20 protein-coding genes and 1 pseudogene are annotated in these 25647 nt (G+C 36.4%); all 21 read right to left on the minus strand.

Annotation, left to right across the window (positions count from 1 at the left end):
• The 21 genes and pseudogenes from HMPREF9333_RS01110 to HMPREF9333_RS01205 all read right to left on the minus strand — a co-directional run bounded on the left by HMPREF9333_RS01110 (position 1) and on the right by HMPREF9333_RS01205 (position 25636).
• On the minus strand, positions 1–1236 hold the full coding sequence (locus tag HMPREF9333_RS01110; RefSeq protein WP_005539177.1) for a 2-hydroxyacyl-CoA dehydratase subunit D: 1236 nt from the start codon (positions 1234–1236) through the stop codon (positions 1–3).
• 120 nt (positions 1237–1356) lie between these two features.
• Positions 1357–2142: an acyl-CoA dehydratase activase gene (locus tag HMPREF9333_RS01115; RefSeq protein WP_005539178.1), complete on the minus strand. Its 786-nt coding sequence runs from the start codon at positions 2140–2142 to the stop codon at positions 1357–1359.
• A 702-nt stretch (positions 2143–2844) separates the two neighbouring features.
• On the minus strand, positions 2845–3888 hold the full coding sequence (locus tag HMPREF9333_RS01120; protein WP_005539179.1) for a threonine aldolase family protein: 1044 nt from the start codon (positions 3886–3888) through the stop codon (positions 2845–2847).
• Positions 3889–4106: 218 nt separating this feature from the next.
• A complete protein-coding gene (locus tag HMPREF9333_RS01125; protein ID WP_040882011.1) occupies positions 4107–6767 on the minus strand; it encodes a heavy metal translocating P-type ATPase in 2661 nt (886 codons plus the stop codon).
• A gap of 173 nt (positions 6768–6940) precedes the next feature.
• A pseudogene (locus HMPREF9333_RS01130) lies at positions 6941–7288 on the minus strand (helix-turn-helix domain-containing protein); the annotation flags it as partial.
• A 17-nt stretch (positions 7289–7305) separates the two neighbouring features.
• On the minus strand, positions 7306–7710 hold the full coding sequence (tnpA, locus tag HMPREF9333_RS01135) for an IS200/IS605 family transposase (protein WP_005539182.1): 405 nt from the start codon (positions 7708–7710) through the stop codon (positions 7306–7308).
• Between the two features lie 130 nt (positions 7711–7840).
• Complete coding sequence (locus HMPREF9333_RS13715) at positions 7841–7978, minus strand: hypothetical protein (protein WP_408611211.1); 138 nt, start codon at positions 7976–7978, stop codon at positions 7841–7843.
• Positions 7978–8358: an ATP-binding protein gene (locus HMPREF9333_RS13130; RefSeq protein WP_242822298.1), complete on the minus strand. Its 381-nt coding sequence runs from the start codon at positions 8356–8358 to the stop codon at positions 7978–7980. The genes HMPREF9333_RS13715 and HMPREF9333_RS13130 overlap by 1 nt, the downstream gene beginning before the upstream one ends.
• A 269-nt stretch (positions 8359–8627) precedes the next feature.
• Positions 8628–9515: a DegV family protein gene (locus HMPREF9333_RS01145; RefSeq protein WP_005539184.1), complete on the minus strand. Its 888-nt coding sequence runs from the start codon at positions 9513–9515 to the stop codon at positions 8628–8630.
• A gap of 221 nt (positions 9516–9736) precedes the next feature.
• Positions 9737–10486 carry a triose-phosphate isomerase gene (gene tpiA, locus HMPREF9333_RS01150; protein ID WP_005539185.1) on the minus strand — a complete coding sequence of 250 codons (750 nt, stop codon included), beginning with the start codon at positions 10484–10486 and terminating at the stop codon, positions 9737–9739.
• 97 nt (positions 10487–10583) lie between these two features.
• On the minus strand, positions 10584–11798 hold the full coding sequence (locus tag HMPREF9333_RS01155; RefSeq protein ID WP_005539186.1) for a phosphoglycerate kinase: 1215 nt from the start codon (positions 11796–11798) through the stop codon (positions 10584–10586).
• A 105-nt stretch (positions 11799–11903) separates the two neighbouring features.
• The gene (gene gap, locus HMPREF9333_RS01160; protein ID WP_005539187.1) at positions 11904–12935 is read right to left on the minus strand and encodes a type I glyceraldehyde-3-phosphate dehydrogenase; all 1032 of its coding nucleotides are present in this window, start codon (positions 12933–12935) and stop codon (positions 11904–11906) included.
• Between the two features lie 343 nt (positions 12936–13278).
• Entirely contained in the window at positions 13279–14958 is a 1680-nt protein-coding gene (locus HMPREF9333_RS01165) for a Na/Pi cotransporter family protein (RefSeq protein ID WP_005539188.1), read from the minus strand.
• 303 nt (positions 14959–15261) lie between these two features.
• Positions 15262–16929 carry a hydroxylamine reductase gene (gene hcp / locus HMPREF9333_RS01170; protein ID WP_040882012.1) on the minus strand — a complete coding sequence of 556 codons (1668 nt, stop codon included), beginning with the start codon at positions 16927–16929 and terminating at the stop codon, positions 15262–15264.
• Between the two features lie 367 nt (positions 16930–17296).
• Complete coding sequence (locus HMPREF9333_RS01175) at positions 17297–17989, minus strand: Crp/Fnr family transcriptional regulator (RefSeq protein WP_005539190.1); 693 nt, start codon at positions 17987–17989, stop codon at positions 17297–17299.
• Positions 17990–18038: 49 nt separating this feature from the next.
• Positions 18039–19049 carry an ATP-binding cassette domain-containing protein gene (locus HMPREF9333_RS01180; RefSeq protein ID WP_005539191.1) on the minus strand — a complete coding sequence of 337 codons (1011 nt, stop codon included), beginning with the start codon at positions 19047–19049 and terminating at the stop codon, positions 18039–18041.
• 2 nt (positions 19050–19051) lie between these two features.
• Entirely contained in the window at positions 19052–19744 is a 693-nt protein-coding gene (locus tag HMPREF9333_RS01185) for a GTP-binding protein (protein WP_005539192.1), read from the minus strand.
• Positions 19741–20970 carry an ABC transporter substrate-binding protein gene (locus tag HMPREF9333_RS01190; RefSeq protein ID WP_005539193.1) on the minus strand — a complete coding sequence of 410 codons (1230 nt, stop codon included), beginning with the start codon at positions 20968–20970 and terminating at the stop codon, positions 19741–19743. Before HMPREF9333_RS01190 ends, HMPREF9333_RS01185 begins: the two co-directional genes overlap by 4 nt.
• A 357-nt stretch (positions 20971–21327) precedes the next feature.
• A complete protein-coding gene (locus tag HMPREF9333_RS01195; RefSeq protein ID WP_005539194.1) occupies positions 21328–22146 on the minus strand; it encodes a histidinol-phosphatase HisJ family protein in 819 nt (272 codons plus the stop codon).
• 185 nt (positions 22147–22331) lie between these two features.
• Positions 22332–23105 carry an EFR1 family ferrodoxin gene (locus tag HMPREF9333_RS01200; RefSeq protein ID WP_005539196.1) on the minus strand — a complete coding sequence of 258 codons (774 nt, stop codon included), beginning with the start codon at positions 23103–23105 and terminating at the stop codon, positions 22332–22334.
• Positions 23106–23242: 137 nt separating this feature from the next.
• The gene (locus tag HMPREF9333_RS01205) at positions 23243–25636 is read right to left on the minus strand and encodes a hypothetical protein (RefSeq protein ID WP_005539197.1); all 2394 of its coding nucleotides are present in this window, start codon (positions 25634–25636) and stop codon (positions 23243–23245) included.
• Positions 25637–25647: the final 11 nt, after the last annotated feature.

The following is a 25647-nucleotide window of genomic DNA, read 5'->3' on the forward strand; positions in this document are numbered from 1 at the left end:
CTATCTACCCTCCTTAACCGCTTCCATAATTTCCATAAGTCCCTGTACCCTTGTTTCGTACTGAGCTTCCGAGAAATTCCTCGGGTCTGCCTGATCTCCGTCAAATGAAGTCAGCGGGATAGAACATGCGTCAGCAACCTGTCTGCTCATCTCAGGCATAAATCCTGACCATAATTTACATGAACGGTTTGTATGCACTAAAAGCCCCTCAACTGAATTATCCTTGCAAAGCTTAATCCTCTTATCTCTTGCCTTTTCGATATTCATACAGTTGGGTACACCTGCATATGCTCTGCACATACCGTCAAAATCATCATATATAAATCCAAAGGCATCAGCATAAATTGTAGTAACCATATTTATACCACGACTCTTAAGTGCGGTTGAAGTTACCCTGAGCCACGGCCAGCACGCTATACCTTCAAACATTATCCTGTATTTTTCTTCGCCTTTAAATGTTGATTCTCCCTTTTCATGGTTTTCTTTATATTCCTTAAGGAGAGTCTCCATAGCATCAGCAGCTTCCTCTTTTCCACGTGCAGTTACCATAACTGCCATATGGTTAAGTAAATCAAATCCGTTAAACGGTGAAGGCTTATACTTTGCCTGAGCCGTTGCCTCAAGCCATGCCCTGCTGCTTCTTCCGGATATTTCTTTTACTTTTTTATATTTTTCATCATCCCATTTTTTACCGGTTATCTTTTCAAGTTGATGTATCGCATCCCAAAATTGTGCCCTGATATATTCAGTCATAGCATCAGAAACCTCATAATCGGGATTAAACGGTATATCTATCATAATCATAGGTATATCAAGTTCTTTTGCTATATTTTCATACCATTTAATCATACAGTTACATATATTATTGCAACAAAGCACAAAATCAGGCTGCGGCATATTCTGCTCAGGTGCATCTTTAAGCTTCATATATGCAAGCGATATCCTGGCATATGCACATATATCATTTGAATATCCGTCGCTTTCACTCTCAATACACATCCTTTCACCGCCGCCCCTTGCTGCGATTCCTGCCGCCTGATTCTCAGGATAACATACATAAAGCCCCAGTGTTTCAGGTATCTCTACCGGAAAATTGCTTGCACACCAACCTACAAGCTCTCCCCTTTCCTTTGCCTCTATACAATCGCTGTAAGCCTTTGCAGCTATCATTCCGAGCTTGAATTTAGCTGAATTAGGATCAGGTGCGGGTTTACTCTTTTTAACTTCCTCTCCCATCTTAAATTTCCTCCTTGTGTATCTTATATATTTATATATATCCGTAGAAATAATGATTATATGATTAATTATTAAATAAAATAATGATTAAATCATTGTTTCTACAAACAATAATAAAAGCTAATTTTCTCCCTGCTTTACTTTACTAAATCCGTAAATTGCGGCTCCTAAGGCTCCCATAATCTGTGCCTTTTCGTCATAAGCAATATCCATGCCGAGCTCCCTTGACATAGCCCGTCTTATAGCGGCATTCCTTGCCACGCCGCCACTCATACATACCTTTTCACGAACACCTACCCTTTTGGCAAGTGCAGCAGTCCTTGCTGCCACCGACCTGCATATACCCTCAACAAGATCAGGTATTTTTGCTCCCGCAGCAAGTTGTGATATAACTTCGGATTCCGCAAATACAGTACATGTACTTGAAATTGATACGGGATTTTGTGATTTCTGAGCTTCAATTTCAAGCTGTTCTATCTTGAGGTTAAGAATGTTTGCCATAACATCTAAAAACCGTCCTGTACCTGCGGCGCATTTATCATTCATAACAAAATTTATCATTCTTCCCTGTTCATTTAATGCAAGTACCTTTGCATCCTGTCCACCTATATCAATTATTGTCCTTGCATCATTAAAGATCCTATACACACCAAGTGCATGACATGAAAGTTCGCTTACCTGATGATCCGCTCCTTCATATGTCTGCCTGCCGTAGCCCGTAGCCACTGTACAGCTCATATCACCAATAGCCAGACCGCTTTCTTCCATTACGCCCTCTACCGCTTTAGGTACACCGTCAGTTCCGACTGTGGCAACTACGACCGAGGAAGCAATGATATCGCTGCCGTCTTTTAAAATCACTGCCTTTGATGTGGTTGAGCCAATATCAATTCCTAATGTATACATATTATTACCATATTCTTCTTGTTTTCTTGTAGCCTTGTATACAAGATTGTTGCAACATACCTCTAAAATATACCGCCTAATATTATAAGACCCGTACTTTTATATATATGCTTTATGCCATAAAACCTTTTCCTTTAAGGAAACTATAATCTATTCAATATTTCCTTATAAAATAAATATATAAATTCTGTAAATGTACTTAGAACTAAAATTCTTGTATAAATCTGCTTATCAGTACTTATTAAATTCAATATTTAATAGGGTTTTTTTTAACAATCTCATTGCTTATATTTTATCAATTGTTGTCGTTTTTGTAAATATGTTTTTGTGATTTTTTAAATTTTTATATAAAATGTCAATATCAGATTAACTTTTCGTTTCCAATCAAACCCCTTATTTATAAATCTTACATACATTCTTAATAAAAGAGCCCATATTAAAGTCATAATTTTGTAAGGTTTACATATAAAATCATCTTTTCAAATCATAAAGGCTTTGGTTAATATTGGTTAGTCTTTGCTAAGTTTGTTTTTACCTTCCAGTATAGTATTTGAGTGAAATATTGGTTAAATCTTTACAGCACAAAAACTCCTGTATTTTATGCCTGTTCCTATACAAATTCCGCCATATCCATACACATACAAATTTCGGCATATCTATACGCAGCCATTTAATTAAAAAATGATTTAATCATCATTTAACTTAAAGTATTTCTATAAGTTTAACAACATCTTCCTTCTTTGTTGCCCAGCTTGTGGCAATGCGCATAACTGTACGGTCATTATCAAGATTTTGCCAAAAACCCATCTCAACTTTTTCAGATAAAGAAGCCGCCTTTGCCTTATCAAGAATAATAAAAATCTGATTTGTAGGTGAACTGAATGCAAACTCATAACCCTTTTTTTGAAGCTCTTTACGAATCACATCTGCAGCTTCTATGGCTGTAGTACCAATCTTGTAATACAGATCATCGGTAAAGAGCATATCAAACTGTATACCTAAGATCCTTCCCTTTGCAAGCAGTGCACCGTTTTGCTTTATAATCGAAAATAAATGCGGTATCCAGTTATGCCTAGGAATTACAACCGCCTCACCGAATAAAGCACCGCATTTTGTTCCTCCAATATAAAAAGCATCACAGTACTTGGCAATATCCGAAAGTGTAACATCATTTTCCGGGCAGGCAAGTGCATAAGCAAGTCTCGCTCCGTCAAGATACAAAGGTATCTGATTTTCACGACACACCTCACTAATTTTTTTCAGTTCGCTTTTAGAATAAAGTGTACCATATTCCGTAGGCTGAGAGATATAAACCAATCCCGGCATAACCATATGTTCACAGTTTCCATCCTGTCTGTAACTTTCAATGCACTTAAGAATTTCATCAGCATTTATTTTTCCGTTGTGATGAGGAAGCACAAGTACCTTATGACCACCGTATTCAATAGCTCCCGCTTCATGGACACTTATATGTCCGGTTTCAGCAGAAATAACCCCCTGATAGGGACGAAGAATTGCACCGATTATAGTGGCATTGGTTTGTGTACCGCCAACAAGAAAAAAAACATCAGCTTCGGGTGTATTGCAGGCTGTACGAATTTTGTTTCTTGCAGATTCTGAAAAATCATCCAAGCCATATCCTACAGACTGAGTCATATTCGTTTCCACTAAACGCTTAATAATATCCGGGTGTGCCCCTTCCATGTAATCACAGGTAAAAAATAATTTGTTTTTTATAGTATTCATTATTATCTCACTTTTCATAAATTTATAATAATATTATACAAAGATTAACGTCAAAATGCAAATATCAGATTCTTGCAGGAACTTTATCTACTTAAAATATGCACAGTCGTATATACTAAAAAACCACTGCTTTTATTAAAAAACAATGGCTTTTTGTATTTTATAAAATATTTCCTATTCTAAACCCTACCTGAGAACGGTTTCATGATCCGCCCTCATTATTTTACCTCATAGCCCGCTTTAATCACAGCTTCACTTATCATACCTGCATTTACATTCCCGTCATGCTCAACTGATACTTTTCCTGCATCAATATCAGCTTCTGCAGATAAAACACCCTTTATTTTCTTTATCTCACCTTCAACTCTTGCTTTACAATGGGCACACATCATTCCTTCTACATTAAGTTCAGTTTTCATTATACTACCTCTTTCTTTCTTTATATTAGTATTTTTATCATGTTTTTTTATATCGCTTATTTTTGTATCACTCATTTTTGTACCACTTATTTTTACATCATTTATTTCTGTCTTGTCAAGTTCCGTACTGTTAAACAAGGCACTGATTGAAGGTTTAAATCCCCTGAGCCTTAGTGCATTGGTTACTACAAATACGCTTGAGAGACTCATGGCGGCAGCGCCGAACATAGGATTGAGACTGAGTCCGAAACCTTTATAAAATACACCTGCTGCAAGAGGTATACAGAGTGCATTATAAAAAAATGCCCAGAACAGATTCTGCTTTATAGTTTTTATAACCGCACCGCTAAGCTCAAAAGCGGCAACTACATCTTTAAGACTTGAATGCATAAGCACAATATCAGCCGAGTCAATTGCTATATCGGTTCCGGCACCTATTGCTATTCCGACATCCGCAGCCGCAAGTGCCGGTGAATCATTTATACCGTCTCCCACCATAGCCACCTTATGCCCTTTTTCCATAAGTTTTTTTAGCTCTTCTTCCTTCTGAGTCGGGAGAACCCCGGCTATAACTTCTTCTATAGCTGCCTGTGAGGCAACTGCCTTTGCCGTTTTTATATTATCACCTGTAAGCATTATTACAGACAGCCCCTTACTTTTCATAGAAAGTACAGCCTCTTTTGAATCCTCTTTTATAGTATCCGCAGCTGCTATTATACCTATAAGCCTGTTATCAAGGCTTATGCACATAGGTGTTTTTCCTGATAATGCCGCCTCATCAGAGATTTTTTTAAGTCTGTTAAAACCGCCGCAGCTAAGCTCTCCTTTATTAATAAGCTCCTCCATGCTGTCAAGACTTCCCGCTCTTACAATAGAATCATCAAGCACTGCACTTACACCCCGTCCTGAAATATTTAAAAAATTCTTTACACTTTGCGGCTGTATACCTCTTGAAGCCGCATATTCAACTATTGCCTCTGCAAGAGGATGTTCCGAAGCATATTCAAGACTTGCCGCAATATACAGAAATTTGCCCTCGTCCATACCTTCCACGGGTATAATATCTGTAACTGCGGGTTTACCCTGAGTAAGAGTACCTGTCTTATCAAGCACTACCGTATCAATGCTGTGTAAGGTTTCAAGTGCCTGTGCAGATTTTATAAGAACTCCGAAAGATGCCGCTTTACCTGTTCCCACCATTATTGCCACAGGAGTCGCAAGCCCGAGTGCACAGGGGCATGATATTACAAGTACCGCAATTGCATTTGAAAGTGCAAATGTAATTGTATGTCCGCTCAAAAGCCATAAAACAAATGTAGCAAGTGCAATTCCCATAACTACCGGAACAAAAACTCCTGCAACTTTATCGGCAAGTGCCGCAATAGGTGCTTTAGAGGATGAAGCTTCCTCTACCAGGGCTATAATCTGTGCAATTGTAGTATCATCACCGACAGCTTCCGCCCTAAACTTAATTATACCGTTTTTATTTATTGTGGCACTTATAACCCTGTCGCCCTCAACCTTATGTACAGGTACGGGTTCACCGGTAATTGCCGACTCGTCAATGCTTGCACTCCCTTCTATGACCGTACCGTCGGCTGCGATGCTCTCACCCGGTCTTACTATTACAATATCCCCTTTTTCTATTTCGGAAGCACTTATTTCTACTTCAGTTTCATCTCTTAAAACTCTGGCAGTCTTAGGGCTTAGGTCTATAAGGCTGCTGACTGCGTCAGTCGTCTTTGATTTTGACATTGTCTCAAAATATTTACCCAGACTTATAAGTGTAAGTATCATGGATACCGACTCAAAATACAGATGCATCCTTATATCCATAAGACGATGCATATCCATATCTGCCATGGCATATCCTATCGCATAAAGAGAGGCAATACCGTGTATAAATGCCGCTCCGGAACCTACTGCTATAAGTGAGTCCATATTGGGTGAAAATTTAAATAATGTTTTGAAACCGTTTATATAATATTTTCGGTTAATATACATTACCGGAAGCACTAAAAGGAATTGTGTAAGTGCAAATGCAAATGTATTCTCAGTACCTGAGAGAAATGAAGGCTGAGGCAGCTTAATCATTGAACCCATACTTATATACATAAGAATAACTAAAAACACCGCAGACAGTTTAAGTCTTGACTTCATGTCCTTTACCGCTTCGGCAGCATTATTTTTTATATTATCACTTCCTGATTTTTTTATATTTTTTTTGCTTCCCGTCTCTTTTTCAGACTGTACAGGCTCCGCTCCATACCCTGCACTGTCAACGGCTTTTATTATATCTTCCTCATTTAATATGTCCCGGTCGTACTCTACCTGCATGGAATTTGTAAGCAGATTAACATTACATTCTTTTATGCCTTTAAGTTTTGATACGGTTTTCTCAACTCTTGATGAACATGCCGCACATGACATGCCTGTTATATTATATCTTTGTTTTATCATAAAACCCCCTTTCTGCACAATGGATTTATATTAAAAAAAATCAGCTTGCTTATGTGATACCGGTTGGCATACCGGAAGGTTCCCGATAAAAATATAAACAAGAGTTACGCAAAAGCGTAACATAGTTTATATTTTTAGGGAACACTTCCGGTAGATTCATATATCCGGATTTGATTTGTAAAATTGGTTGTATATGATTTATGATTATCGTGCTTACTCTTAAACTTCGGATAACCTGCATGTTCTTTGAAAAACTTTTGATAAGCACTATCCATATTATAAATTGCATTTGTTAAAGCAAATTTATCTACTTCTTTTAGCCATTCATAAACTTTTTTCAGCTCTCTATTGCAATAATTATTACAACCTGTTTTACTGATAGACTTTTTTTCTTTTTCATAAGCATCGTTTCTGTACGCAAGGGTTTGATTATACACAAAACGGCAGCAGCCAAATGTCTTTGCTAACTGTATTTCTTGCTCTTTGTTTGGATAAATCCGATATCTATATGCCTTTAACATTAAGCTCACCCGCCTTTCTACCCTTGATTTTCTATATATTGCTTTAACATTTCTTCAGAAACATTTCCTACGCTACAAGTAAAATATCCATCCGTCCAAAATGTATGTTCTTTCCAAAAATGATTCTTAAGATATTCTATATGCTTTTTCCATATATGATATCTTGTATAGCTCTTAATTAGATTAACCACTTTACTTATGGATATTGTAGGCTCAGTTTCTATCATATAGTGTATATGGTCTTTGTCTGTTTCCATATATTTTATGATTATATTACTCTTTGTGCATATCTCATAAGAAAATTGTTTTATATAATCTGATATTTCTTTTGATACTAAAAGCTTTTTTCTATACTTACATACAAAAATAATATGATACTGTAATAAATGTTTGTGTCTATTCTTTGATTTCCATACTCCCATAACGCTAAGTTATGGTATCACAAATATCTATTTTTTGCTACCTTAACCCACCGTCTAAAGCCAGTGGAATTGCGGTAGCATTATTTCAAACCGACATTCAAGCCGACATTTCTATTGTCTATTTGTACAATTACTTTTTTTCAAAAGGAATCGTACAGCGAATATAGTTGCTTTCAATTTCAAACGCTTCTGTGCCATATTTATTTACAATCGTTAGAATACCGTGTCCTGTATGTTCAGTAAGCCCCATATTTAAAAATATTCTCATCAATGTGGCATTTCTAGATTTACTAATACCCTCAAAGAATTGTTTTTTGTCATTCCGCCCGGTAATCCACCATGAGAAAATATCTCAAGCCTATCATGAAACATTGAAATTTGTGGCTCTGTAACAGTCCAGTCATTATGAACTAAAGGATTTAAAACAGCTTCATTAACACAAGCATAATCAAATGAATATATATCCTTTCTTGGTCTGACTGTAGTATCCGATATAGACATATTCTCTGCTTGAAGTCTGTTTTTTATTTTTCCATAAGTAGTTAAAATACATCCATACTCGTAATCACTTCTTGCTGATATAGAAGATTTATAAAACCTCTTGAATCTCCATTTAATATTAACGGGAACATTCCCCTTATTTTTCATTATTATATAATATAGGTTTTAAGTAGTCCAACTTTTTAATGATATTTTAAGGGTATTTTCACGTTGATTTTCATTTTATATTCTTTTCAATAAAACAAAACAGACACCTCACCTAAAGTCCGGTGAAGTGCCTTTTGGTTTTCTATTTAAGTTATCAACCGTCATTTAAAATGGGGCTGATAACTTAAAATATTTATTTCATGAAATATTGACCTGAAATACTGTAAAATTTTATCAATCAGTATCTCAAGCCTTAAACTTCATAGAATTTAGGAGCCTCTTTTATCTCCCCAGAAAAATACCGCAACAGTGCCCGGACCTGTATGACTCCCTATAGTGGTTCCTATGTTGTTTATAAGCACAGGCTCTTTTAAATTGCGGCATCCTTCTTCAATTAATGCCGCTGTTTCTTTTGCATCATTCAGACAATCCGAATGAGATATATAACATTTATCATTATAACTATTGCCGCCCTCTGCAAACTCAAAAACCTTTTCTGCAATAGCACTTATTACTTTTTTCTTTCCTCTGATTTTATACCTGGGTATAAGTTTCCCTGCTTCATCAATATTTAAAAGCGGGCATATATTAAGTATAGTTCCTACAAAACCTGCAGCCTTTGATATTCTGCCACCCCTTATATAATAAGTAAGGTCTGATGAAAAAAACCATGACTGTATGCGGAGTCTGTTTTCAAGTACCCAGTTGTAAACCTGCTCAATATCCATACCGCTGTCTCTTAAATCTGCCAGCTTGTCCATAAGAAGCCCACAGCCTGAAGAAGCTGTAAGTGAGTCTGCAATAAATATCTTTCTCTCAGGATATTTTGCTCTAAGCTCATTTGCCGCAATCATGGCTGAATTATAAACACCGCTTATTCCTGATGAAAGACAGATATGTAATATATCTATACCTTCCTTGAGCATTTTTTCAAAATAATTTGTAAATTCATCAGCGTTGACCTGAGAAGTTCTGGTCATGGCTCCATCTGCCATAGCCTTATAAAAAGCAGGAATCTGCCGTTCATTTTCAAGGTCATCATCATGCCATACCCCATCCAGTTCATAGTGAAAATTTATATATGAAATATCCCTTTTTCTGTAATGCTCTGCCGAAATATCTGCTGTTGAACAGCAGCTCAATATGTAGCTTACCATTTTGTACCCCCTTGTAGTTAATTTATATCGCCGGTTAGCGGCTTCGTTCCTACTTGCAGAATTTAAAAACTGCAGGCTGCTAATTCGGCATAGGGTTTTTGCTTATCAGTTTTAGTTTTCCGGTTTTAGTCTTACGGCTTTAGTCTTTCAGTTTTAGTTTTACGGTTACAGGTTTTTATTATTTATATTTTCTGCTTAATTTTTTTATATTTGAATAGAGTTTACTTATTATAGTTTACAATTTTTGCAAAATCCGCTTTAAGACTTGCACCTCCAACAAGTCCGCCGTCTATATCCGGCTGTGCAAAAAGCTCAGCCGCATTGCCGGCATTTACCGAACCGCCATACTGTATACGTATAGATGAGGCGGTTTGTGCATCATATATCTCAGCTATACATTCCCTTATTTTAGAACATATTTCCTGTGCCTGAGCCGTAGTTGCAGTCTTTCCCGTACCTATCGCCCATATAGGCTCATAGGCTATCACCGCCCTTTTGGCATCTTCCTTTTCAACATTAAAAAATGCTATTTTTACCTGCTTGCGTATCCAGTCCACTGCAATTTTCTGTTCTCTCTGCTCAAGTGTTTCTCCACAGCATACTATGGGTATAAGATTGTGCTCAAATGCCTTGATTACCTTTTTATTTACCGTTTCATCGGTTTCGGCAAAATACTCACGTCTTTCAGAATGTCCTATTATTACATACTTAACTCCGGCATCCGTAAGCATCTCAGGTGATACCTCACCTGTATATGCACCGCTTTCCATATAGAACATATTCTGTGCACCTATATCTATGCCGCTTCCTGCCGTTTCCTTTACTGCAGGTATTATATCTATTGCCGGAACTGCAAATACAACATCTACCCTGGCATCTGCAACAAGAGGCTTTAATTCCTTTATAAGTTCAATTGCCTGTGCAGGAGTTTTATTCATCTTCCAGTTTCCCGCTATAATTTTTTTTCGCATTTTCTTTTAATGACCTCCGCTGTATATTATCTTACAATTATTAAATTTTAAATATTATATTGAACGATTCTAATAATACCATCTGTATTATTATTGTTTATTTATTATCTGCGGCTGATACTCCGGGAAGTTCCTTACCCTCCAGAAATTCAAGGCTTGCACCGCCACCGGTTGATATATGTGTCATCTTATCAGCAAAACCGAGTCTCTTAACCGCATTTACGGAATCACCGCCTCCTATTACAGTTACGGCATCTTTTAAATCAGCTACGGCTTTGCATATCTCAAGTGTTCCTTTTGCAAAATTCTCAAATTCAAAAACTCCCATAGGTCCATTCCATACCACTGTTTTCGCACCTTCAAGTGCTTTTTTATAAAGTTCAATAGTTTTAGGACCTATATCAAAACCTGACCAGCCCTTATCAATGTGATCAACAATCTTAAATTCCGTTTCATTTGAAAATTCCTTTCCTTCCACATGATCAACAGGAAGCAGAAGCTTTACCTTTTTATCCTCCGCTTTTCTAATCATATCAAGTGCATAGTCAAGTTTATCCTCTTCACAAAGTGAGCTGCCTGTTTCCTCACCCTGTGCTCTTGCAAATGTATATGCCATACCGCCGCCTATTATAAGGGTGTCAACCTTATCAAGCAGATTATTTATCACATTTATTTTATCTGAAACCTTTGCACCGCCCAGTATTGCGACAAAAGGTCTTGCAGGATTTTCGACTGTTTCACCGAGAAATTTAATCTCCTTTTCCATGAGATATCCAACTACATTTTCTATGCAATACTTAGTTACACCTACATTTGAGCAATGTGCTCTATGTGCCGTTCCGAAAGCATCATCTACAAATACACCGTTATCACAAAGCTCTGCAAGCTCTTTTGCGTATTTATCCGCCGCTTCATCTTTGCCGTATTTTGTCTCTTCCTCTCTATATCTGGTATTTTCAAGCAATAATATCTCATTTTCCTTGAGCTGCTGTGCAAGTTTTTTTGTACTTTCACCTGTTACCTGAGGATCGGAAACAAATTTCACTGCAACTCCAAGCCTTTGTGCAAGCGCAGGTGCCACAGGTGCAAGACTAAGTTCACGCACCGGTTCTCCCTTAGGCTTACCCATATGTGAGCATAATATAAGCTTTGCACCTTTTTCAAGAAGTTTTTTAAGTGTGGGAAGTGCACCGTCTATACGATTATAATTTTGTATCACACCGTCCTTTATAGGAACATTAAAATCACAGCGCACAAGCACTTTTTGACCTTTTATATCATTTAAATCATCAATAGTCTTTTTATTTAACATATCTACCCTCCTTATTAAAAAAAGAGTCCGGTCCAAAAAGAACCGGACCCCGTAATATGCATCAAAACCAGCCCGGCGGCATCGTCCCGACTGTTATAAAGCAAATTATGCAAGCTCTGCAAAATATTTAATAGTCCTTACCATCTGTGATGTATATGAGTTTTCATTATCATACCATGAAACCACCTGAACCTGATATAAATCATCCGCTATATGTGAAATCATGGTCTGAGTAGCATCAAACAGCGATCCGAACTTCATACCTATGACATCGGAAGATACTATCTGATCCTCTGTATATCCGAAAGATTCTGAAGCTGCCGCTTTCATAGCTTCATTTATATCCTCTTTTTTAAGTCCTGCCTTTTTAACAACTGCACAAAGTATAGTTGTGGAACCGGTAAACACAGGTACTCTCTGTGCCGAACCTATAAGCTTTCCGTTAAGTTCGGGTATTACAAGTCCTATTGCTTTTGCAGCTCCGGTAGAGTTCGGAACTATATTTGCAGCACCTGCCCTCGCCCTTCTTAAATCTCCTTTTCTATGCGGACCGTCAAGTATCATCTGATCACCTGTATAAGCATGTATAGTGCTCATAATGCCTGACTGTATAGGAGCAAGTTTATTTAATGTGTCCGCCATAGGCGCAAGACAATTTGTAGTACATGAAGCGGCTGATATAATTTTATCTGTATTTTTTATACTTTTTTCATTTACACTAAAAACTATGGTAGGAAGATCATTTCCTGCCGGTGCTGAAATAACCACCTTCTTTGCACCTGCCTTGATATGTGCTTCTGAAAGCTCTTTTGAACAGTAAAATCCGGTACATTCAAGAACCACGTCAACACCTATCTTCCCCCATGGAAGATCCTGTGCCTTAGGCTCTTTATATATTGTGATTTTCTTTCCATCAACGGTTATGCTGTCCTCGCCGGCTTCCACCTTATGCTTGCCCTCACCGAAATATCCTGCAAATCCACCCTGTGCGGTATCATATTTAAGAAGGTTTGCAAGCATCTTAGGATCTGTGAGATCGTTTATGGCAACCACCTCATACCCATCCGCCTCAAACATCTGCCTGAAAGCAAGACGACCAATACGTCCAAAACCGTTAATTGCAACTTTTACTGACATTCTAAATCCTCCTTGGAAATAAAAAATATATAATTTATAAGATCATTTGTAATAGAATACCAAATGTTCCTTATCACAATGAAACAGAATACGCACTGCTTCTAATGTGATATCTTAGTTAAGTACCTTAATTTTACAGGATTATCAATAAAAAATCAACTATATTAATATGGCAATTATATAACAAATAACTATATTAAAGCCTGCCTGCCATATACTTTTTTATGCTATATGGCATAAATATTTAAAATTTATTCTCACTGCCTTAAACATCTGCTCTATCCGCTTTCTTAACAATATATTGTTTGATTAATATATTGCTGCAAGGTGTTCATACCGTTTTCTACATTTCTTTTCTTACATAACCTGCAATATTTACCGCATGGTCCGATATTCTCTCAAGATTACTTAATATATCCATAAATATCATACCGGCTTCAGGGCTACATTCACCTTTTGACAGCCTTATAAGATGTTTTTCACTTAATTCGTCCTCAAGGTTATCAACATCATCCTCAAACTGCCATACCTTTCTGACTGAATCAAGTGAACCCGTCCTTCTGGCATCTATTGCATAATACAGCGAATTATAAGCACTTTCGCTTATTTTTTTAAGATCATCCGCTCCTGTAGGCGAGATCTTAATATTTTTTTCCTTCATATATTTTATATTTTCAGCAAGATTTTCAGCATGATCTCCCACTCTTTCTATATCCGATATTGAATAAAATAAGTGGTTTACAAGAAGTTTTTGCTCTTCATTAAGCGAAAGATTGTCAACCTTTATAAGATATTCAGTTAAAGTATTCTGCATCTTGTCAATTATTTTTTCAGTTGCAAATACTTTTTCCAGCTCATCGGAATCATTATGCATTATCATCTTCATAGCAAGTTTTACATTGTCGGTTGCCACCTCGCCCATATGCAGAACTTCTTTTACCGCAGCTTCTACAGCAAATGCGGGAGTCTCAAATATACGATCATCAAGATGTTTTAAAGTACTTTCATATTCTTCTTCAGATATATCAGTTTCTTTTTGGTCATCATGCCTTACTATAATACCCGAAAGCTTTACAAGCTGACTTGCAAACGGAAATAATAAAGCGGTATTTGTAAGATTGAACATTGTGTGGAATATTGATATCTGTACCGAGTTTATATTGCTCCCTGCAAATCCGGGATTTAATGAAAAAAGTATAAATCCTCCTATACCGAATATCACCGCACCTATCAAATTAAACAGAAGATGTATGGCAGCGGCTCTTTTTGCAGTCCTGCTGCTTCCCATAGATGATATCAACGCAGTTACACATGAACCTATATTCTGACCAAGTGTAATATATATGGCGGCATTTGCAGTTACAACACCGTTTAATGCAAGTGTCTGGAGTATACCTACTGATGCGGATGAACTCTGAAGCAAAGCCGTTACCAGACAACCTACCATCATACCCAGAAAAGGATTATTCCCTAAAAGCCTGAAAGCTTCCGAAAATATAGGCAGGGTTGTATAAGGCTTTATAGACGAGGACATAAGACTAAGCCCCATAAATAAAAATCCCAGACCTGTTAAAATCTCACCTGCAAGTTTTTTCTTCTGTGATGAATGTGATGATGAAAATACAAGTATAAGTGCACCTATACCTATAAAAAGCGGAGCATAAAACTCCGGATTTATAACTATAAGCGAATCTCCAAATTGACTCATTGAAACTATCCATGAGGTAATTGTAGTACCTATATTTGCACCCATTATTACACCTACAGCCTGTGTAAGGCTCATAACACCTGCACTTACAAAACCTACTACCATAACCGTGGTTGCACCTGAACTTTGTATTATTGCAGTTATAATAGCACCTGAGATTATAGCCATAATTCGATTATTTGTAAGCATCTCAAGAAATTTCTGCATCTTGCCTCCGGCAGTCTTTTGCATACCGTCAGCCATTATGTTCATACCATAGAGAAACATACCGAGTCCGCCTAAAAAACCAAACAGATTTGAAATATTTTCTATCATTTTACTCCCCTGAACTTTTGCGCTACTTCCCTTAAATCTTTTTTAAATATATTTCAGGCATGTACCGCATTATAATCTTCCTTATCATTTTCCATTTATTTCCTTAAATACACATACCACCCGACCTATTCTAACACAGCACCTGGTTGCAGACAATATCAAAACACAATATCAAAATGCAATATTAAAATACAATTTCAAAATACTTGTTTTTTTAAATAAAAAAGCTGCCTACCGATTCCGATAAAGCAGCTCTTTTTTATATATATTTAATATGTTATTGTAAAATAATAAACCTGCAATCTAGCCTGCCACTCCCTCAAGTGCCACATCATCTCCAAAGAAAAGCTTTAAATCATCTTCAACGGTACCTATACCTGCTATGCCGAAGTTTTCAACAAGTACCTTTGCAACATTCGGTGAAAGGAATGCCGGAAGCGTAGGTCCTAAATGTATATTTTTTACACCAAGATAAAGAAGTGCAAGAAGCACTATAACCGCTTTCTGTTCATACCACGCTATGTTGTAAACTATCGGAAGATCATTTATATCATCAAGCCCAAATATTTCTTTAAGTTTTAATGCGATTACGGCAAGTGAATATGAATCATTGCACTGTCCGGCATCAAGAACTCTTGGAATACCGCCTATATCGCCTAGAGGCAGCTTATTGTACTTAAACTTTGCACAACCTGCTGTAAGTATAACAGTATCCTTCGGAAGTGCCTTTGCAAAATCAGTATAGTAATTCCTTGATTTTGCACGTCCATCACATCCTCCCATTACTATAAACTTCTTTATAGCACCGGACTTAACTGCATCAACCACTTTATCTGCAAGTGCAAATACCTGATTGTGTGCAAATCCTCCTATAATTTCTCCTGTTTCAATCTCTGTAGGAGGCGCACATCTTTTAGCATGCTCTATGATCTCTGAAAAATCCTTTTCCTGACCTATATCACCTGCAATATGTTTGCATCCCGGAAAACCTGCACTTCCGGTAGTATAAATCCTGTCTTTATAACTGTCTTTAGGCGGTACTATACAGTTTGTAGTCATAAGGATCGGTCCATTGAAACTCTCAAACTCCTCTTTCTGTTTCCACCATGCATTTCCGTAATTTCCTACAAAATGAGAATATTTTTTAAATGCAGGATAATAATTTGCAGGCAGCATCTCAGAATGTGTATAAACATCAACTCCTGTACCCTCAGTCTGCTTTAAGAGCATCTCCATATCTCTGAGGTCATGACCTGAGATAAGAATACCCGGACGTGTACCGACACCTATATTTACCTTTGTAATCTCAGGATTTCCATAAGCAGTCGTATTTGCCTTATCAAGAAGTGCCATACCGTCAACTCCGAATTTACCTGTTTCAAGTACAAGGGCTACAAGCTCATCAACTGTAAGTGAATCATCAAGTGTATATGCAAGTGCTCTCTGTAAAAATGCATCAACATCTTCATTGTCCTGAAGAAGTGCATTTGCATGCTTGCTATAAGCTGACAGTCCCTTAAGACCGTAAATTACAAGCTCTCTTAAACTCCTTACATCCTCATTTTCAGTAGCAAGTACACCTACAACTGCAGCCTTATGTGCAAACTCGGATCTGTCATTGCTATCCCAGAATGCAGCTTCATGAAGTGATGATGTATCCGAAACTTCTTTAAGAAGCTCCCTCTTTTTTTCAAGTGTTGCAAAAATTCTTTTAATTATAGCTTCTTCATCAAAATTCGCATTTGTGATTGTAATAAACAGGTTCAGGGTTGCCATATGGTTTACATCCTGTGAAACTTTCTTACCCTCTGCTCTAAGTCTTGTAGTTACTGCCGAGAGACCTTTTGTAACATATACGAGCAAATCCTGCATTGCAGCAACTTCAGGATTTTTACCACATACACCCATCTGTGTACATCCTTTACATCCTGCTGTTTCCTGACACTGATAACAAAACATCTTATTTTCCAAAATTGAAACCTCCTCTTACTTTATTTTTTTAATTTAGCCGAAATATCTGTATAATCTTGCAATTACTATTTTACATGGAACAAATATCCGCTGCAGGAAATGAGCATTCTCCCACATACAAAACAAAAGCATTTAAAAAGCTTTTACATTTAAAAACCATGTAAAATATTTTTCTCTTTTCTTATTTACTAATAAGAATACTATTATATTAACAGGCATTTTATATTAATTCCGTTACTTGGGTTACGCTATGTTATAATTTAAATTTTTAATACATTTAATACTGTTAATTATAAAAACAGCACATAAACAGCATATATTAGACACTTTTTAAAATATGCCACTTTTTACTTTTTAAGCCGGCTGTTTATATAATGTCTTCAAGCAGTGAAGAATCGGGTATATATATCATATTCTTGCCCTTTACTTTTATAAGATTTTCTTTTTGCATTCTCATAAGCTCCCTTGAAAGTGAAGGTCTTGCAGTATTTAACCAGTCTGCCAGCTCCTCACGGTTCATACCGATCAGCACCGTACCGTCAGGGTTCATATTTCTTAATAAAAACATGGATATTTTCTGCCTTAGCCCTAAACATGAAAGTATCTGAAGCCTGCTGTTTAAATAATAGTTTTTTTGTGCAAGTATAAAAAGCATATTTGAGTTTAACTGTCTGTGGTAATCACCGCTGCTGCCGAGACTTTCATACAAAAATTTTTTATTTATCTTAAGCACCTTGACCTTTGTCAGTGCCTGTGCATAATGCTCATATTTTTTATTCTTTAAAAATGAAAATACTTCACCAAATAGCTCCCCGGTCTGGGAAAACACGGCAGCTATACTCCTTTTTCCGTTTGAAAAATCACTGCATATTGATATGCTGCCCTCTATAAGCACAAGTATATTTTTAGGATCATCTCCCTCATGAAATATAATTTCATCTTTATCATAAGGCACAATCTTTGCTTCACCGCTTTTAAGACAGCTTTCTATATCATTATCATTTATACCTGCAAATAATGCACTTTTTTTCAATTTTTCAACTATATTTTTTTCTTTCATTAACAACTAACCCTTTATATGAATTACTAACCGTCTAAGGAAATGATTATTAAATATCTCCATCACTTATATCAAGCAAATCTCCCGCCCTTAATTTCCTCCTTGCCGATTGCATAACCTCATCAAGTGTATCAAGTTTTGCAAGCAGCTGCTTTTCCTGTGCACTTGTTTCTATTATCTTATGTATCCCGCCGTTTTTTATGACTATTCGCCTGTCAGCCATAAGTGCAAGCAGCGGATCATGCGTTGCCATAAGGACTATCTTATCCTGGGATACTAAAAGCTCAAGTGCCTTTCTCCTGTCAATACCAGCATTTTCTATCTCATCAATGAGCACTATCGGTGAAGAGCTTAATATTGCGGTATCCGCTATCATAAGTGCCCTTGACTGACCTCCGCTAAGTCCTGTTACCGGAGTTGTTTCAAGAAATGATTCCCCGGCAAGGCGGTTTGCTTCCTCAAGTATCTTTTTCTTAACCTCAGGTACATTTTCAACCATACGGCTTGCCGCATGCATCTCAACAAAATCTCCTACACTTAAATCCATTACAAAATTCATATTCTGTGAAAGCTGTGCTACAAGTTTGTTATTTGATGAATATCTCCACTTGGGATCGGGTCTGTCATCATTTATAAGTATACTTCTTCCGGTAGGCGTATCATTTTGTGCAGCCCATTCTATATCTGCAAGCAGACGACTTTTCCCCGATCCGGTAGGTCCTACTATTGAAACTATATGAGAGGGCAGTATATCAAATCTTTCAAAACTCTCAGGTGTTCCGCTCTTATCATGCCCCGGCAGTATGGTCAGAGATTTTACCGCACTGCTCTTTTCAATCCCTAAAAATTCCATCATCTGTTCAATATAGGAATCCAGCTCCTCAGGAAGCTTTACTATATCAATTGCATTGTCCTCAAGCTCCTGGTCGGTCAAAGAGGATAGAAATTCATCAAATTTTATATTTTCATAGCCTTTTATATCCAGTCTGTTCTGTTCAAAAAATTCTTCAGTAAACGGATATTCCTTAAGTATATCACCAAGTTTCATATCTCTTACCATTTTTATTCCTCCCAGAGCATCTTCTTGGTATTTCCAAGCTGATAACTCTCACCTATACGTGTTTCTCCAAGGCAGTATGAGCACATAGCTGAAGGCATAGGAAAACGAAGTTTCATGCCCTGAACCGAATTTATCATCATCTTTTCATCATAAAGCAGTGTACTCAGTTCATATGCCCCCTGACCGCTTAAACCGTTTACATGCATCACTGCCGCCTTAGGATTTACCGCATTTACCCTTGCGGCAAATACTTCCCTCTCTGCCTGTGAAACTATATCGCCCTTGGTTATAACCACCACATCGGCTGATTTTAACATAGGTCCTATCTTTTTAGGTGTATTTATACCTGAAAGATTATCTATAACACATACTCCTTTTACATCCTGAAGATAGGGTGAGCATCTGTTACAAAGCCCGGCAGATTCGCTTATAAGCAGGTCAAGCTCCTCTTTTACTCCCCATTTTACTACCCCCTCTATATTTGAAGCAAAGAAATGATCAGGGCACAGTCCTCCTGACAATCCTTTCCTTACAGGTATTCCTGCCTTTTCATACATAATGTCATCATCAGTATACAGACAGTCAAATTTTACAACTCCTACTTTTAACCCCCTTCTTTTAAATGAATCAATCGTCTTTAATATAACTGAAGTCTTGCCTGACGAAGGCGGTCCTGAAAATATAGTTAAATTCATCTATTACCTCCCTCAAAAAATGCGGTTTCCGTTTCTTTAAGAAGTTTTCCTATATCATGTGAATGTATAAGATCCCAACCTGCCCATACAAATTTCTGATCAGGGGAAAGCTTATTATCTATATCAGGCTGTGTAGACGGAAATTTGCCGTCGGCATAAAGTGCCTCGCTTACCTCTTTTGAAAACAGGAAATCAACCAGCGATTTTGTATGTTCCTTTGAACTTTCCTTTGTAAGAAGAAATATAGGGCTTATTATAGCACCTTCTTTAGGCCATACCGCCTTCAAAGGTCCTCCCTCCTTTGCCATCCATGTAAAAAAGTACGGCATTATACTTACAACAGGTGCCGAACCTGCTGCCGCTTTTACACCCTTTACCATCTGTGCCGGATGCATGCTTTCAAGAAGGCTTCCTCCAAGTTTTTTTATACCTTCCATACCGTAAAGTTTGTACATTCCAAGCATTATCGCATTGAATAAATCAAGATCTCTTACAGGTATTGATACACTGTTTTTAAATTCAGGCTCTAAAAGATCCGACCAGCTTTCCGGAAATTTTCTGTCCCCTAAAAGCTCGGTATTTACCATAAATATAGCAGGTACAACTCCTATTATAGAATATCTTCCAAGCGGATCCCTTAAATCTATAGATTCATTTTCAAATGCGGGGTTTATATGTTTAAGACCTGATATATCTTTAAATACACCTTTTTCCATATATTTTCCCATAAGCTGTCTGTCAAAAAACAAATCAAATCCTGCTGAAAGATAAATATCTGCAAGCTCAGACTCATCACTGCTGTTAGCTACCTTTTCTTTTATAGCGTCAAGTCCCATACTTGCAGCCTGAAGATCCATATTCATATCAAGCTGTTTTTCATTTATATGCTTTTCAAGCTGCTCTAAAAACTGCATTTTTACAGGACAGGGCAGTACGCCTTCCATACTAAGCTTTGCCGTAAGGCTGTGTACTTTTGCTTCTTTAAGCCCGCTTGAAAAATCAAATTTTTTATTTTCTATCATCTCAAGCATCTCTTTTTCAAAAAGCTCGGTATCTATATGTTTGCTTTTCAGGGCAAGCTCAATTGATATTGTCTTACCTATGGTTTTTCTCATATTGTCATTTTTAAGGTTGTCAAAACCTTTTGAGACAAATAAATCTATTAACTGAGGGTAACGTTCCGTTACATCATACACCTTGTCTGTCATTGAAAAATATCCATTCATATATATTATTCTCCTTGGGTTTGCATCTTATGTTTTGTATTTTCTAATCATTATAAAGCCGGTTTGCAGCAATCCGGTCAGTAAACTTTCAGTCTGCAGATTGCAGTTTTATAGCACCCGGGTTTATATTGTTTATTATTATATCTTATGAAATATAATAAAAACCGTAATAAATGTTACGGTTTTTATTATTTTTTATATTAAGTTGTATTGTAATAAACCCTGCCACAGCTGCCGGGTCTTACTGTAATGTTATACATGGTTCTGCTTATGCCGTTATCCCTAACTATATTCCTAATATATTCGCCGTTGCATTGTAAAAGAGAGAATAAAAAATTTAATATTTTATAATACAGCTTACAGTATCGGATAAAATTCAGGCTTTCTGTTTTTATATACAGCATACTCTTTAAATCCGCACTCAGACAGCAGCTGTGCCACATCATCAAACGGGTATCCTATAGCTTCCGGCTTATGTGCGTCGCTTCCTATCGTAATAAGCCTTCCACCCATCTCATAATATCTTTTAAATACATCTTTTGAAGGATTCGGCTGTCCAAGCCCTCTTCTATAACCGCCTGCATTGCACTCAAGTGCTTTATCCTTTTTTATAAGAAGCTCAAGTATGGGATCTATATACTGCCTGTATGCTTCATAGCTGTAATATTTATTTTTATTAGGTCCGTACCTTACTACATAATCAAGGTGTGCAAAAGTATCAAAGCAGTCAAGCTGTCTTATACGATTAAGAGTTGCTTCAAAATACCTTTCATATGACTCTTTCTCTTCTCTTCCCTCAAAAAATGAGGTTGAAAATACATCTATGCCGTCTACAAAATGACTTGAACCGATTACAAAATCAAGCTTGTCATTATATTTATCTACAAGGCTGCAAAGATAATCGGATATATGAAGCTGCAATCCCAGCTCTACGCCTATAAGCACCTCTATCCTTTTTTCATATTCCTTTTTTATCTCGTTCATTTCAACAAAATACGGCTCAAAATCAAGCAGAAACTCCTTGCCCCCGTCCGATACGGCATCATAGTCATGATGGTCTGTGATACATATATGTTTAAGCCCCAGCTCTGCCGCTCTGTCAATCTGCTGTCTGGTTTTTGTTTCGCAATCCGCAGAATAATCGGTATGTATATGACAGTCGCTTAAAATTCTCATTATTTTATAATACCTTTCAATTCTTTATTTTAGCTGTTTTCATATTTAAAGAGTAAAAATTATAAAAACTCCATTCTTTTTATTTTCTATAGGTAAATTTATATAGAACTGCAAGTGCACTTCCTAATATAATAAAAGTCTTAACATTGCAATACTCCATTTTTTACAAAAATATCTAAATCCTGTTATATAGTTTTATCCAGATATTTTTCAATACCGCATTGCTCTACGACTTTCTTTCCAAGTAAAGTAATAGCTAATGTAGGGCATTTATTTACACATCTGTAACATACAGTACACATATTATTTGGAACTGCTTTATGCTCTTTTATTTCTATATTATTCATAGGGCAGACTTTTGCACAAACGCCGCAACCAATACATTTTTCCCTGTCTATTTTAAGTTTATCGGAATATTTTTTTGTAGCATTATAACAATACAGTCTCTGTCCGAAAAGTCCTGCAAGATGGCTCAGTAATCCTATACCGTCTTGTGAAAATTCTCCTTTTTTGAAATTTTGGGCAGAAAGCTTAATTTTCTCATCAGACTTTTTAATAATCTCCTTATTGCGTTCCAAACTCCTCTTTAGAATTTTTATATCGGAGATACAATCAGGCATGGTAAGATGAAGCCCACCTATTACCTTTGCCTGAAAACTTTCTAAAAGCCTGCCCAGTATACCTGCTCCATCTCCTGAAAAAAGACCCATAGTGGCAATTATAAAAATCTTCTTTCCTTCCCATATAGAAGAATTTTTCTGAATAAAGTCTTTTAATATCTTGGGAATATTGCTGTAATATACGGGGTAGCCCATTACTATAGTATCATTTTGTTTAATACCCGGTATTGCCCGTTCATCTTCAATAGAATATGATTCTATGTTATCTCCACATTCTTGCAAAAACCTCTCAATACAGTATTTTGTATTTCCGGTTCCGCTGAAATATATTCCTAACATTTTAGCTAATCTCCTTAAGGTATAAACTATTCTAAATATATTAAATTATATCACTTTTACCTGACTTTTTCCATTGTTGAGATCGGGCAAACCGGAAACGGTATAAATCACATAAAATTATTTTCTCAAAAATTATCTTATCTGAACTTTATATAAACATTCTCTTCATCTTCAGACGTTAAGTGTAAACTGCTCCTCATTCCATCGACTATATTAATAACATCTTTATCAAGGGTTTCTTTATTACCATTATCCGTCCAAGACTCCAAAGTTCCCATTCCTGTATCTCTATTATAATTATCTATATATGCCACACTGCCGTCATCAAAAATTTTAAATTCGTAAACTTCACTTCCTATTTTTTCAGTATCATCTCCATTTAGCTTATAAAGATCATATGTGTAATTACTTTTAGGATCGGTTTCCAAGTACACGGTACCATTAATTATACGCCAAGCAACACATTCTGACTTAATTTCCCTTTTATCACAATATAAGGTTCCGATACTGAAAAAGATATTGTCATTACCTTTGACATAATACAACTTTTTATTGTAAATACCGTAAATTCTGCCAACGCCACTATCTAAAAGCTCAAAACTTTCTAATTTTCCATCTTTTAAATCTGCCTTATATAATTCACAATCTCTAGAACGGTAAATATCAGCTACTGCTTTATCGATTTCTGAAGAAAAATATTTGTAACTTCCTTCAGACAGACTTTTTATCTTATCTTCCGTTTCTTTATCATTTTTAACAATATATATGTTATTGTCTTCCTCATCAATATATATGTCGCTTATATTATGACCGCCCTCTTCAAGTCTATAGACCTTATCTTCCAAAACTGCTGCCACAGCAAATGCCTGATTTTGTTTCCACAAAATATCTCTCATAAAATCTTCGACTATAATCTCAGAAGTAAGATCATAGTCCCAATACTTTAAATAGAAATCAGCTTCAAGCTTCGACTTGAATTTATCGGAATCACCATTATCCACATAAAAATACTCGCCCAAAGGACTGCCTTTATCTTTATAATATTCATAAATAAGCTTATCCAGATTTAATTTTTTTTCGCCTGATTGATCTGTATTATTTGAAATTTCGTCATCAGAATATTTTATATATTCGTCAAGCTTATATATATAGTCCTCAAAAAGTGATGAAAGCTTTATTTTTTCAATTTTGTCCTTGTCAAAATATGTAAAACTTACAGGCTCATCAGAAGAAATAGAGGCTCTACTCGCAACTAATACATCTGTTGACAATGTTTTACTGCTGTTTTTGTCATAATATGACAAAGTTCCGAAATATTCTTTAGCCGTAATTTTTTTAAGCTTTTCTTTAAGTTCCATTTTCATTTGTTGCAAGGCATATTCTTTAAGTCCCTTATCCTTTATGACTGCTTTTTCCTTAAACATTAACGCCTTATCTTCCTCGCTTATTTCAGGAACGGATACCCCTTCTGTCATGTCCGGAATATCATCTTCTATTATCAGATCGTAAAGCGAGCTTTCTTTGTTTTCTGAAAGGTAGTATAAACCTTCCGTTTTTTTATTCATAAGGATTAGTCCCCTGCCGAGTTCAGCAATAAAAACAGGTTTTTTATTTTCACTGTCAGGTTTTGTAATATCATTTATATAATATATATTATATGTGTCATTTTCTTCTTTTACATAGTATATGGAGGATAAATCCTTACTGCATGTAATACTCACACTGACTACATCATTGTCTATTTCATAGGGCTCCTCTTTAAAGTTGTATAAATACAAAGTACACCGCTCACCACGGTCATATTCAGATAAACCATTTTTAAAATCAAATGCACCTCTAAAACTGTAATGCTTTTTAGCGAGGTAAATCATACTGCCCTCATCCTCACTAAGGCTATAAAAATCTGTATATTCAGCTATGTTTTTAGAATTTTCACCGTCCCAGATATAGATGCCTAATCCTAATTCTGTTACATATAAAACTTTTCCATTTTTTAGTACCCTAAACTCTGAGACAGCCTTAGCAATAGTTTTGCTTTCTGTATCATTTTCCTCATCTTCAGATTCATCTTTAGCTTCAGATTCATCTTTAACTTCGGATTCACCTTTAACTTCGGATTCATCCTTAACTTCAGATTCATCTTTATCTTTTGAGTAATTTTTACGTTCAACTACCTTAAGTGCTCTTAAATAATCCTCATCCATTGCTTCAATATAGTATACATATTTACCGTCTAAAGAATATTGTACCTCGGGTAATGAAGATTCTCGCAGTTCAAATGCAAACCTTTTTTTATATTTATCCTTTGATATCCTTGTTGCTTCATCCTTACCCGGTATATGTTCATACAAACCGTTATTTTTAATATACACAAGTTCCCTGCCTGTAAGGCTTGTCTCCGGCACTTCCTGTTTTTCGGCTTCTTCTGAAGTACCGTCTGCCTTTGTGCAAGCGGAAAACACGGTTATAAGTAACAATATTATCGCAGCAAGCAAAATTAAATGTTTATTTTTTTGTATGTTTCTTTTCATAATACTATCCC

The organism is Johnsonella ignava ATCC 51276 (assembly GCF_000235445.1).
Taxonomy (GTDB): domain Bacteria; phylum Bacillota; class Clostridia; order Lachnospirales; family Lachnospiraceae; genus Johnsonella; species Johnsonella ignava.